This is a genomic window from Streptomyces sp. NBC_00358, assembly GCF_036099295.1.
GTDB lineage: Bacteria > Actinomycetota > Actinomycetes > Streptomycetales > Streptomycetaceae > Streptomyces.
In genome coordinates this window covers 7873830-7887102 of the sequence record NZ_CP107976.1, presented here as the reverse complement: position 1 = coordinate 7887102, position 13273 = coordinate 7873830, and the positions used below count along the sequence as shown (strand labels likewise).

Below are 13273 nucleotides of genomic sequence, written 5' to 3'. Positions count from 1 at the left end.
AAGTCGCCGCCCGCCCTGGGGAATTGCCCGGTCCTACCGGCCCCGCCGGGCGCGCAGGACCGCCGCCGCCTGCCGGGCCCGGGTCACCCGGTCCATGGCCCGATCCCGGCCGGGTACGGGGGCCGGAGCTCCGGCCTCACCGAGCAGTCCGGCGAGCGCGGCGACGGTGGGGTGCTCGAAGAGCTGGACCATTGCCAGCGGGCGCCCCAGGTCCGCCACCAGCCGGGAGTGCAGGGTGGCCAGGGTCAGTGAATTGCCGCCCAGGTCGAAGAAGTTGTCGTGCGCGCCGACCTGCGTCGTGCTCAACACCTCTTCCCAGTGGCCGGCGATGCGCTGCTGCAGGTCTCCGTCGGGCGCGACCCAGGTGGCGGCCGACGCCAGATCCTGCCGTCCGGGGACCGGCAGCCTGCTCTCGTCGACCTTGCCGTTGGCCGTGACCGGCACTACGTCCAGCCAGACGACGGCCTCGGGAACCATGTAAGACGGTACGTGGGAGCGCAGATGCTCCAACACCGTTGCAGCGCCTGGCCGTTCACTGCCAACGGGCACCAGATAGGCGACCAGGGCGGGGGTACGGGACGGGTCGCCGTGCACGAGGGCCTGGCCCACGCTGTCCTGCCTGAGCAGGGCGGCCTCGATCTCGCCGGGCTCGATCCGGTAGCCGCGGATCTTCAACTGCCGGTCGGCGCGGCCCCGGTACTCGATCGAGCCGTCCGGCAGCCGACGTCCCAGGTCCCCGGTCCGGTACACGGGACCGGGGGTGCCGTCGGGCGTGCCGGCGCGGAAGCGGTCCGCGGTCAGTTCGGGCCGGCGCCAGTAGCCCACCGCGACGCCTGCCCCTGCGACGCAGATCTCACCGACCACACCGGCTGGGCACCGGTTGCCGTGCGGGTCGAGCACATGGACCCGTACGCCGGAGAGCGGGTGGCCGAGGTTGTTGAGCGGCCCGTCGCCGTCGTGCCGGAGATCACCGCTGAGCGCGAAGATGGTGGTCTCTGTGGGCCCGTACACGTTGCGTACCCGGTACGGCAGGCTGGCCGGTGGCCGCCGGGTCAGGGCGCCGCCGCCGACGAGCATCCAGCGCAGCGACTGCGGCTGTACGGCCGAGCTGGCCCAGACGGCCTCCGCGACCGGGGTCATCACCAGGCACACCGATATCCGCTGCTGGTCGAGCCAGTCGGCCAGCCCCGGGATGTCCAGGCGCCGCGCCTCGTACGGGACCAGGCAGCCGCCGGAGCCCAGGGCGCTCCACACGTCCCACTGCGAGGCGTCGAAGCCGGGGCTGAACAGCTGGGCAACCCGGTCCTGGGTACCGAGGGCGAACGACTCGGCCCCCCACAGGGCGACTTGGGCCACGCTGCGGTGCCGGACCACTACGCCCTTGGGGCTGCCCGTGGTGCCCGAGGTGTAGATGACGTATGCCGTCGACTCCGGGTCCGGGAGGGCAGCGGTGGCCGGGACATGTGCCGCGTCGGCCGGTGCGTCCACCGCGAGGACGGTGGCGCCGTGCTCGGCGAGCCGCCGGTGTGCGGGGTCCTGCGGTCCGGCGGTGACCACCACGCAGGCGCGCACGTCGCCGAGGATGAAGTCGACGCGCGTGTCGGGCTGTCCGGGCTCCACGGGGCAGAACGCGGCACCGGCCCGCCAGACGGCGAGCATCGCCACGACGAAGTCCTCGCCACGGTCCAGCATCAGCGCGACGACGGGGTCAGCGCCGTGCACGTACGGCCTGATCCTGGCCGCGAGGGCGTCCGCCCGCTGTTCGAGCCTTCGGTAACTGAGCGTTCCGCGCGAGGACTCCACGGCCGGGCTGTCGGGTCGCTCACGGCACCACCGGGCGACGAGCTGCGGCACGCTGGTGGCGGGGGCGGCCCGGGGTCCGCACTCCCGGCCGAGCAGCCGGTCGCGGTCGTCGCCGACCAGGTCGAGTGCGGCGAGCGGCTCGTCCAGGCTGCCGGGCAGCACCGTCAGGGCCCGGCCAAGCAGGGCGGCGAAGTCTTCGACGTCCTCCCGCCGGTACCGGTCACCGCGGTAGGACACTGCGACGCCGAGCTTGTCGCCGGTCAGCGACACCACGACCGTGAGACCGAGCTTGCCCACGAAGGCTGCACCGGCGCGGTCGTGGACGAAGGGCTGGAGGCGATGTCCACCGACAGACGGCGGTTGTGGCGCCGTCGTCTCCAGGCTGAGCGTGACGTCCGCGTACGGGGTGCGGCCGGGTCGGCGGGCAGGCCTGAGCGCGTCTACGACGTCCTCGAAGGGCGCGCTGCCGTGCTCGAAGGCGCCGAGCAGTTCGCCGCGCACCGACTCCAGCAGATCCCGCACCCGGGCGCCCTCAGCCGGCTGCGAGCGCAGGACCACCGTGTTCAGGCACGGGCCCAGCAACTCGGTGAACTCGGGCCGTTCGCGGTTGGCGAGCGGAGTGGCGAACACGATGTCGTCCTGCCCGGTCCAGCGGTGCAACGTGACCGCGAGGGCCGCGGCGGCCGCCAGGTAGACCGAGAAACCGGCGTCCTGCAGGGGGCGCAGCCGCTCACGCAAGCCGTCCGGGAGCGCCACGGGTACGGTCCCGTTGGGGCCCGCGGCCGACGGCGCGGGGAAGTCGAGGTACTCCGGTGCCCCGGCGAGCCGTCCGGCGAAGTGGCGGAGGGCCGCGGCGCGCTGCCCGCCGTCACGCTCCGCTTCCTGGGCGGCCACGAAGTCCCGGTACTGCGGGCGCCGTTGGTCCGACAGGGCGGTGAGCTGCGCGGACTGCTGCGCGAGGTCCTGGCCGGTCCGCGGCTCTGCGGACGTGACGGGTACGTCGTGCAGCGGACGGTCGAGAGCGGTGGGGAATGCCGCGAGCAGCCGGCCGAAACTGTCGGCGAGGGTGCGTACGTCCGCCGCGGTGAAGCGGTCCCCCCGGTAGGAGAAGACGCCGGTGAGCCGACCGTCCTGTTCGGAGAGGGTCACCGTCAGGCCGAACTTCGTCTCCTGACGCCAGAACGACTCGAAGAACAGCGGGTTCAGCTCCACGTCGCCCAGTGAGGTGCGCCGCCCGCTGAGCAGGTTCATGTTGAGGGTGACATCGGTGTACGGGGTGCGTCCTGCCCGACGCTCGGGCTGAAGCCGCTCGATGACGTCCTCGAACGGCACACCCTGGTGCTCGAAGGCGCCGAGCACCTCGGTGCGCATGGACCGCAGCAGATCGCCCAACGAGGCGTCGGGTCCGGGGTCGGACCGCAGGACGAGGGTGTTGAGGCAGGGGCCGACGAGCGTGCCGAAGCGGGCGCGGTCGCGGACCGAGACCGGCACACCGAAGGTGATGTCCTGGTCTCCGGACCACCGGTGCAGCACCGCGGCGAGCACGGTGGACACCACCATGAACCACGACACGCCCTGCTCGTTCTGCACCCGCCGCAGCCGGTCCAGGGTGTCGGCGGGCAGCACGGCGGCCACCGCACCGTGCGGTTCCGCGGCGTCGGGCTCGGACAGCCGCGGGTAGGCGGGGGCGCCGGCGAGCCGCTCGCTCCAGTGGGCGAGGCCCGCCGCGTGGCCGGGCGCATCACGTTCGGCCTGCCGGTCGGCGACCCACTCGCGGTACTGCACCGGGGCAGCGGCCGGGGGGCCGTCCGTGCGGTAGCCGTGCTCCAGGTCGGCCAGCATCACCGGGACGGACTCGCCGTCCACGACGAGGTGGTGCAGGCACCACAGCAGGGCCCAGCCCCGGTCGCCCAGATCGGCCAGGGCCCATCGCAGCAGCTGGCCGGAAGCCGGGTCAAAGGGGCGGGCGGCGGCTTCGTCGAGCCACTCGCGCAAGCCCGCGTCGGGGTCGGCGGCGTGGCGCAGGTCGAGCCGTTCGGGTTCCGGCGTCCACGGCGCGCCGACGACCTGAAGGAGCTGGTCGCCCTTCTCGACGAACCGGGTGCGCAGGATCTCGTGCCGGGCCACCAGACTGGCCATCGCCGCGCGCAGCCGGCCGGGGTCCAGGGCGGCCGGGGACCGCCAGGCGAGGACCACGTTGTAGCGGGCGGAGTCGGGGTCGGCGCGTTCGGCCAGCCAGATCCGTTTCTGGAAGCCGGCGGCCGGCGTGCCGTCGGCCTCCGGTCCGGTGGGGTGCGTGGCCGTTTCCACGCCGTCGGCCGGGCATCCGCCCTCGGCGTCGATGTGGTCGGCGAAGTCCTGCAGGCTCGGGTACTCGAACAGGACGCGCAGCGGCAGGATGAGGCCGAACTGCCGTCCCAGCCGGCCCAGCAGACGGACGGCCAGCATCGAGTGTCCGCCGAGCCCGAAGAAGGAGTCGTCGGCCGAAACCCGTTCCACACCCAGGAGTTCGGCCCAGGCGGCGGCAACGATCCGTGCCGTCGGCGTGGCAGGTTCGCGGGACGAGGAGGTGGCCAGCGAGGTTCCGAGCCCGCGCAGTCGGTCAAGGTCCAGTTTGCCGTTGGCCGTCAGCGGGATCTCGGTGACGGAGCGATAGTGCGCAGGAATCATGTACTCGGGCAGCTTCGCCGCCAGGTGCACCCGCAGCTGTGCCGCACCCGGCGCCTCGGCGCGCGGCTGAACGTAGGCCACGAGGCGGTCGTCCTCGAGCTGGACGACGGCTTCGCCGACGCCGGGGTGCTCCCGCAGGCAGCTCTCGATCTCGCCGGGCTCGATGCGGTAGCCGCGCAACTGCACCTGGGAGTCGGCCCGGCCGAGGAACTCCAGCGTGCCGTCGGTGCGGTAGCGGGCCAGGTCGCCGGTACGAAACAGGGTGCCGGAGCCGAACGGGTTTGCCACGAAGCGCTCGGCGGTCAGCTCGGGCCGTCCCAGGTAGCCGTCGGTGACGCCCGCTCCGCCGACCAGCATCTCGCCGACCGCGCCGACGGGCAGCAGCCGCCGCCGGGTCAGCGGGTCGACCAGGTGGACCGTGGTGGTGGGGATCGGCGTGCCGATGACGCTGGTGTCCGATTCCGCGTCGGCACGGGTGACGGTACGGAAGGTGACGTGCACGGTGGTCTCGGTGATGCCGTACATGTTCACCAGGCGCACGTGCGGACGGCGCTCCAGCCAGCCGCGCAGCATGGCGGGTTGCAGCTTCTCGCCGCCGAAGATCACGCAGCGCAGGTGGTCAAGGGGCGCCGGTTCCTCCTCGACACTCAGCAACTGGCGGAAGGCGCTGGGCGTCTGGTTGAGCACGGTGACGCGCTCGCGCCGCATCAGCTGCCAGAACTGGCGGGCGTCGCGGGCCTGTTCGTCGGCGACGATCACCACCCGGCCTCCGTGCGCCAGGCCGCAGAACACCTCCCACACCGAGAAGTCGAAGGCGTAGCTGTGGAACAGCGTCCACACGTCGTCGGGCCCGAACGCGAACGGGAAGCGGTCGTTGTCGATCAGCCGGACCGCGTTGCGATGGCTGACCGTCACACCCTTGGGGCGACCGGTGGTGCCGGAGGTGTAGATGCAGTACGCGGGCGCGTCGAGCGGCACTTCAGGCAGTGCGGGGGCGTCGGCCGGGACATCGGTCACCTGCTCGTCCAGGGCCACCACCTGTCCCCCGAACCCGGTGAGACCGGGCTGGTCCTTGGCCTCGCCGTCGACGAGCGCCCAGCGCGTCCCGGAGTCGCTCAGGATGAACGTCTTGCGGTCGGCCGGGACTGTCGGGTCCACCGGCAGGTACGCGGCACCGGCCAGCAGGACCGCGAGCATCGCCTCGACCTGCCGGGCACCGCGGGGCAGCAGCAACGCCACGAGTTCGCCGGGACTCACTCCCTCGGCGACCAGCCTGCGCGCCAACGCGGTGGCCCGGTCGAGGAGTTCGCGGTAGCTGAGGTGCCGGCCCGCGTCGGTCAGGGCCGTCGCGGAGCCCCGGACCTCCGCCTGGGCGCGTATCAGTGCGTGCAGCGTGGCCTGCGGGTAGTCCGCGTCGGTGGCGTTCCACACCCGCAGCTGGGTCTCCCGTTCGCGCCGGGTGAGCGGGTCGGCGTCGCCGACGGGGGCGTCCGGGGTGCTCAGCAGGGCGTCGAGCAGGTTGACGTAGTGCTCGGCGAGAGCGGTCATCTGCGCCTCGTCGAAGTACCGGCCGTTGAACACCAGGCGGCCGTCGAACCCGTCGTCGCCGGGCCGCAGGAAGAGCGTGAGGTCGTACTTGCCGTAGCCGGAGCCCAGTTCGACCAGGGCGGCCCGGGATCCGTCGGGCAGCGCGAGTTCCCGCGGACCGTCCGCGTAGCAGAAGAGCACGTCGAACAGGGCGGTACGGCTCATGTCCTTGGCCGGGTCGACGCGCTTGACGAGTTCGTCGAAGGGGGCGAGGCCACGGGCGCGGGCGCCGGCGAGTTCCCGTGCCGTGTCGACGGCGATACGGGTGAAGGAGTCGCCGACCGGGGCCGACAGCCGCAGCGGCAGCAGGTTGGCCAGCGGGCCCACGATCCCGGCGTCCGAGCCGGTGCGGGCGGCGTGCGCGACGCCGAGGATCATCTCCTGCCGGCCGGAGTACCAGCCGAGCAGCGCCGTGAAGACGCCGAGCAGGACGTCTTCACCGGTCAGGCCGTGCGCGTCGGCGAAGTCCCGGACCACGGCGGCCTGCGGAACGGTCAGCGGGACGGACTGTTCCTCGTACACGTGGATGGCCGCGCGGGTACGGCGCTCCGGCAACGGCAGCGGGTCGGTGTCCCCGCGCAGTGCCTCGGCCCGTACCGCAAGATCCCGCTCCTTCGCCTCAGGCGAGATCCCCTCCAGCCAGGACCAATAGCTGCTGGTGGCAGGCTCCTCGCCGGCGAGCGCCGCGAGCAGTTCGCGGGCGGCCACGGTCAGGGCGATGCGGTCCACGACCGCCTGGTGACCGGTCAGCACCAGCCAGCCGGTGCCGTCCTCGGCGGGCTGCGCGGCCACCTTGAACAGGGGCTCGGCTGCCAGGTCGAAGGGCTCGGCCGCCCATGCGCGCAGCGCTGCCGGTGGTTCGGCGGCACTGACCGGCACGGTGTCGAACCAGCACGGGCTGACGCGGGTGCCGTCGGTGATCTGCTGGACGGTGCGTCCCTCGGTGAGCAGGAGGTTGGTACGCAGCGCCTCGTGCGCGCGTTCCAGCCGGGTGACGGCGAGGGCCAGTTCCTCGGGGTCGGGCACGCGGTCGAGCCGGAGGAAGAGCGGGAGGTTGTGGTAGACGGGGGCGGTCGGATAGACCACCCCCTTCTCGAACTGATCGATGAATCCCATGCGTTCCTGATGGGCGCTGGCGGGCCGCAGGTGCGTGGCTTCCACCGGGACCGCGGCCGGGACCGGACCCGAAGACGGAACCGGAACCAGGGACGGAGCCGCCGCCGGTGCCGGTGTGGCGGCCTCGCGGTAGCACTCGTCCAGTTCACGCAAGAACACCTCGGCGGACTCGCCGTCCCACACCAGGTGGTGCAGGACGACGCAGAGGATCTGTTCCGCGTCGCCGAGTTCCGCCAGACCCGCCGTGAGCAACCGGCCCGAGGAAGGGGCGAAGGGGTGGTGCGCGGCGGCGTCGAGCCAGGCGTTCAGCGCACCGTCGCGGTCGGCGGTGTCGCGCAGGTCGAGCGTGTCGAGGTGCGGCCGCCACGGCTCACCCACGGTCTGCCGCAGCCGGCCGTCCCGCTCGGTGAACGCGGTGCGCAGGATTTCGTGGCGTGCCACCAGCAGGGCCAGGGCACGGGCGAGCACCGTGGCGTCCATGCGTCCGGGGATCCGCCACACCAACGGCACGTTGTACGTGGCCTTGACGGGGTCCAGGCGCTCGGCGAGCCAGATGCGCTCCTGGAAACTCGATGCCGCGAAGGAGTCCTCGGCCGCGACGTCCGGCGCCGGGCCGTCGGCCACGACGGTGCCGTTTCGCGGTGCGTCCTGGAGAACGTCCTGTGGTGCGCCGTGAGTTGAGCCCTGAGTTGCGTCCCGCAGTGCGTCCTGCGGTGCAGCGGACACGCCGGGATCCGCCGCCACGGCTCCCTGACCGACAGGCTCCCCGTTGTGATGGCCGAGCAGTTCGTCGACGTGAGCGGCGAAGTCGCCCAGCCGCGGGAACTCGAACAGCCCGCGCAGCAGCACCTCGCAGCCGAACCGCCGCGACACGGCACCCACCAGTGACGCCGCGAGCAGCGAGTGTCCGCCCAGCTCGAAGAACGAGTCGTCGACACCGACGTCGTCAACCCCCAGCTCCTCCTGCCACAGCTCCACCAGCACCTCGACCGTCGACGCCCGCCCGGTACCGGCCGCAGCAGCGTCCGCCTCGGCGTCACGCGCGCGGTCCCCGGGATCGGTGGCGAAGCTCCACCGCACCCGGGGCGCCGTGCCCTGCCAGGCGTCGGACACGAACGTCGTCAGCTCGTCCGCGTCGACCGGCCCGTTCGTGCGTACCCGGACGGCGGCGTCCGCGTCACCGCAGGCCGGGGTGGCGACGGCGGCCGCGACTGCGGGGTGGCCCGCGGCCAGTGCGGCGAGCCGCTCGGCGGAGACCGGGCCTGCCGGGGTGTCGATGCGGTCGGCGAAGTGTGCGAGGGGCGTGTGCGGGGCGTCGGCGAGGGTCTCCAGCACCTGCCGGTAGTCCTGGTTCATGGCCTGCAGCACGGTCGGACCGACAGTGCCGGCCGGGTCCTTCCACAGCACATGGGTGCCGCCGGAGTCCTCGCGGACCATGACGGCCAGCGCGTAATCGGCACTGCTCTCCATGTCGAGCAGGCTCAGGGTGCACGAGGTGTCGCCCGCCTTCAGCTCCAGCCGCTGGACGTCCACGTCGGCGCGCAGCCCGGCGTGCCAGTACTGGAAGACAGTGCGGTGGGTCCGGGCGTGGGCGTCGGGTCCGGTCAGACCGGCGGCGCGCAGGATGGCCGGCAGCGGGAGTTCGCCGTGCGCGAGGGCCTCCTTGACGGTGCCCCGCACCTCGTGGACCAGCTGTGCGCAGGTCGCCGTGGCCGGGATGCGGTGCCGGACCGGCAGGGCGTTGACGAAGTAGCCGACCTTCTCCCTCAGCGCGGGGTCGGTGCGTCCGTGGAAGGGGATGGTCGCCACCAGGTCGTCCTGGCCGGTCCAGCGGCGCAGCACGGCCAGATATGCCGCGTAGAGGACCGTGAAGTAGGAAACGCCCAGTTCCCCGGCGCGGGCCCGCAGACGGTCGGCCAGCTGTGAGTCGACGGCGTCGCTGTGGCTGGTGTACCGCAGTTCGTCGACGGTGGCCGGGAGTTCAAGGACGGGTACGTCCCGCAGGGCCTCGCGCCAGTGTGCACGCTGGGTGTCACCGGCCGGTGTGTCGGCCAGTTCGCGTGACCTGCGGGCAAAGTCCGCGAGCGGTTCCCGGTGGTCGTCGGGGCGCACCGGCAGTCCGGCGTAGGCCTCACGGAGTCCGTCGAGCAGGGTGAGGACGGAGGCGCCGTCGTACACCAGGTGGTGCACGGCCACCAGCAGCACCGTCCAGTCGGGGCCGTGCACCACGTCGACCCTGGCGAGCGGGCCGGACACCAGGTCGAAGGGGCGCTGCCAGGTACGGCGCACGGCCTCGTCGAGCGGACCGTCGGCGATGTGTTCGGTGACGGGAATCCGGGGCGCGTTGGACCAGTCGAGCCGCAGGCCGTCCGCGGCGCCGACCACCCGGGCCCGCAGCTGCGGATAGGCGTCCCCGAGGGCGTCGACAGCCTCGCGCAGGCGGGCCGGGTCCAGGGTGCTGTGGACCCGGAAGGGGGTGGGGATGATGTGGGTCCACTGCTGCGGGTCGAGTTGCCAGCCGATCCAGATGGCCTCCTGGCCGACCGACAGCGGCAGGCTCTGCGAGGGTGTCGGCGGCCCGGCGGCCCCGGGTGCGGTGTCGACGGGTCGGGTCTGCGGGGTGACGCTCATGGGGAGTTCCTTCCTCATCGGCCGGCCTCGCGGACATCGGCGCTCACAGCGTGAAGCGGGGCGGCGGGAGCCTCTTCGGCCAGCCAGGCGTCGGCCACCCGCGCGAAGTCGGGTTCGTCACCGGTGTCATGTGCCGACAGCCGGTGGTGCAGGTCGGCGAGCCGCAGCCGGCCGGCCGAGCAGTACAGGTCCGCGAGGTCCTGGGCACCCGGGTCCGTCTCGCTCTGCGAGGCGGCGCGGGCGAGGCTCAGCGCCATGGTCAGCAGCTCGGTGGCGATCTGGTTCAGCAGGATCATCAGTCGTTCCCGCGCGACCAGGGCCGCGCGATCGGGGTGACGGCGTGTGAGGTCCCGGCAGATCTCCCCGAACCGGCGTATCCCGTCGGCCACATGGTCCAGGTGGGCGGCGTTGCGGGCGCACAGCTCCGGGGCCAGGACCGGGCCGGCGGTGGTGTCGTCGGCCGGATCGGGATCCGGGTAGTAGTACGACAGGATGGTGCGGGCGGCGGTCCAGTTGTCGAGCAGGAAGTCGACGCCGCCTGTGATGCGCAGGCCGCGCATGTCGCGAAAGGCCCGTTCAACGGGACTGGGGGTGACACCGCGGGCGGCCTTGCTGCCGGCGGTCTCGTACCCCTCGCCGGCCAGCACGGACATGGTGGTCTCCACAACCCGCCAGCCGAGCAGGGAGCAGATGTTCTTCGCCGAGTTCTGCTCGAACAGCAGGTTGACCTCTGCCTGGTTGTCGATGCCGAGCAGGCTCCACATCGCCACGGATTCCAGTGCGTAGGTGTCCGCCCGGCAGTCCGCCAGCCGCCGCTGGATCTCCTCGTACTCCCCGAGATCGCGCCCGTCGATACGGCGTCGGCCGACGAACTCACGCATCCAGTCCAGGCAGAGCCTGCTGACCGCGAGGGACGGCGCGGCGATGATGTAGAGGCGTCCGCGCACCACGAGCCGGGAGATGGCCGGGGTGAGCCGCGAGGTGTGTTCGCTCTCCGCCTCCACCAGCAGGCGTTCCGCGGGAACCCGGACGTCGTTCAGGGTGATCCACCCGAAGGGCAGGCCCTTCATCCCCATCAGCGCCTGCGATCCGCCGCGGGAGAATCCCGGGGTGTCGGCGTCCACGACGAACAGCCGGTTGCGTGTCTCGCCGTCCTCACCCCGTACCGCCGCGGTGACGGTGAAGAGCTCGCCCTCCGGAGCGTTCACGACCTGGACCTTGTGGCCGTTCAGGACGTAGGCGGCGCCGTCCTCGACCGGGACGGCGGTGGTGGTGCGGCCCTGGTTGGCTGCGCCGGACGGCTCGGTGTCCGCGCTGCCGGACAGCCCTGAGGAGCGCACCTGACGGGCCACCCGGTCGGCGAGCGGGCCGGGCGGCATGATGGGAAGGAGGGCGCCGGCACCCAGCGAGTTCTCGATTCCCATCAGCACCGCGGCGGGGAAACACCGGCTCGCGGCGGCCTCGATGACCCGGAAGGTGTTCAGGCAGGACAGTTCGTGTCCGCCGAGTCCGATGTCCGCCTGGAGTTTGAGGTATCCCTGCGCGCGCAGCGCATCGGTGAATTGGGCCGGGAACGCTGCCTGTTCGTCGACCTCGGTGGGATCGAGGCGGCCGTGGAAGAAGTCGCCGAGGCCGGCGACGGCCGCGTCCCCCTTCTTGCGGTCGACCGGATCCTGCTGAGGGAAGGGGCGGATCAGGTCCCAGCGGAAGCGCCCCTGGTACAGCTCCTCCAGGAAGCTGCGCCGGTCGGGGTCGCTGGCGAGGTTGCGGCTGCGTGCGGGCATCGCGGTCCTTCTCGGGAGTCGTGTGGTCGTGCGGCGGCGGTGGTCAGCGCCGCGTGGTGGCGGGAAGGGCCGCGAGGGCCTTGCGGTCGGTCTTGCCGGAGGGGTTGACGGGAAGTTCTGCCAGCGCGGTGAAGCGGCCGGGGACCATGTGGCCGGGCAGGGCTCGGCGGGCGTGGGCGGGCAGCGTGTCGCGGAGGTCGCCGGCGCCCGGGCGCGCGGTGTAGAAGGCGGTCATCATGGCCTCGCCGACCCGGCTCATCGTCTTGACGACGACCAGTTCGGCCACTCCGGGCGCGTCGCGCAGGACCGATTCCACTTCGCCCAGCTCGATCCGGAAGCCGTTGATCTTCACCTGGTCGTCGGCGCGCCCGGCGTAGCAGTACATGCCGTCGGGCATCAGCCGGGCCAGGTCGCCGCTGCGGTAGTGCCTGCGACGGGCGCCGTCCGGTCCGGTCAGGGTGGGAAAGCGTTCGGCAGTGAGCTCGGACCGGCCCAGGTAGCCGAGGGCGACGCCGTCACCGCTCACGTGGATCTCGCCTGTCTCCCCCACGGCCACCGGCCTGCCGTCGTCGCCGAGGACACTGACCTGCCAGCCGTCGAGGGGCTCACCGATGTCCAGGGTAAACGGTTCGGGCCGCGCCTCCTGGGGCGCTTCAGCGTCCAACTCCCGGTCCGTCAGGGCCCGGTAGGTGACGAAGACGGTCGCCTCGGTCAGGCCGTAGGTATTGACGAAACGTGTGTCGCGCCCCAACAGCTCGCGCCAGGACCGTACATCGCGTACGTCGATGGACTCGCCGCCGAAGATGACGTAGCGCAGCGAGCGCGGCACCGCCTCGCCCTTACGGGCTGCCCGCACCAGGTGACGGAAGACCGAGGGCACCACGTTCATGACCGTGACGCGCTCGCGGGCCAGCAGGTCGAGGGTGGCCTGCGGCGAGGCGGCGACGGCGTGCGGGACGATCACCAGGGTGGCGCCGCTGAGCAACGCGCCCCAGATCTCCCAGACGGAGAAGTCGAACGAGTACGAGTGGAACATCGTCCACACGTCGTCCTCGTCGAGGACGTAGTGGCGCCGGCAGGCGCGCACCAGGGCAAGCACGTTGCCGTGCGGGACGAGCACGCCCTTGGGGCGCCCGGTGGATCCCGAGGTGTAGATCACGTACGCGGCTTGCGCCGGGGCGACGGGGAGCGGCGCCGCGGGGACGTTCCGGTCCTCTCCGGGAAGGTCGTCCAGGCGCAGCACCGCAACGCCGGCCAGCGCATCGGGGACCTCCTGGTCGGAGACGACGAGCTCCAGGTCCGCGTCCTCGGCCATGAACTGCAGCCGCTCGGCCGGGTAGGCCGGGTCGAGCGGTACGTAGGTGTGCCCGCTCTTGAGCACGGCGAGCATGGTCACGACCACATCGGCGCCGCGGTCCAGGTGGAGTCCGATCCGGGCGCCGGGCTGCGGACACATCTCGTGCAGCAGCGCGGCCAGTCGGTCCGCGCGCCGGGCGGTCTGCCGGTAGGTCAGTGAGCCCGTGACGTCGCGCAGGGCTTCCTTGTCCGGGGTGCGGGCGGCCTGTGCGTCGAAGAGGTCCTGGATCCCGGGCACGTCGAGTGAGGTCGTCATCTGCGGTGGCTCTCATCCGGTGGGGGGCCGCCCGGTCGGGCGGCGGTCGGTTGACGGCGGATTCGGTGGG

General features: G+C 72.3%; 3 protein-coding genes. All 3 read right to left on the bottom strand.

The window, feature by feature from the left end:
• Window positions 1-33 precede the first annotated feature (33 nt).
• The 3 genes from OHT01_RS33720 to OHT01_RS33710 are packed head-to-tail and all read right to left on the bottom strand — an operon-like array spanning window position 34 to window position 13203.
• Window positions 34-9807, bottom strand: a complete 9774-nt coding sequence (locus OHT01_RS33720; protein WP_328556883.1) for a non-ribosomal peptide synthetase — start codon at window positions 9805-9807, stop codon at window positions 34-36.
• Between the two features lie 14 nt (window positions 9808-9821).
• Window positions 9822-11591: an acyl-CoA dehydrogenase family protein gene (locus OHT01_RS33715; RefSeq protein WP_328556882.1), complete on the bottom strand. Its 1770-nt coding sequence runs from the start codon at window positions 11589-11591 to the stop codon at window positions 9822-9824.
• 43 nt (window positions 11592-11634) lie between these two features.
• Window positions 11635-13203 carry an amino acid adenylation domain-containing protein gene (locus OHT01_RS33710; protein ID WP_328556881.1) on the bottom strand — a complete coding sequence of 523 codons (1569 nt, stop codon included), beginning with the start codon at window positions 13201-13203 and terminating at the stop codon, window positions 11635-11637.
• Window positions 13204-13273: the final 70 nt, after the last annotated feature.

Coding starts and splice junctions, on each gene's coding strand:
- OHT01_RS33720 (WP_328556883.1), bottom strand. CDS start 9,807: ATGAGCGTCACCCCGCAGACCCGACCCGTCGACACCGCACCCGGGGCC.
- OHT01_RS33715 (WP_328556882.1), bottom strand. CDS start 11,591: ATGCCCGCACGCAGCCGCAACCTCGCCAGCGACCCCGACCGGCGCAGC.
- OHT01_RS33710 (WP_328556881.1), bottom strand. CDS start 13,203: ATGACGACCTCACTCGACGTGCCCGGGATCCAGGACCTCTTCGACGCA.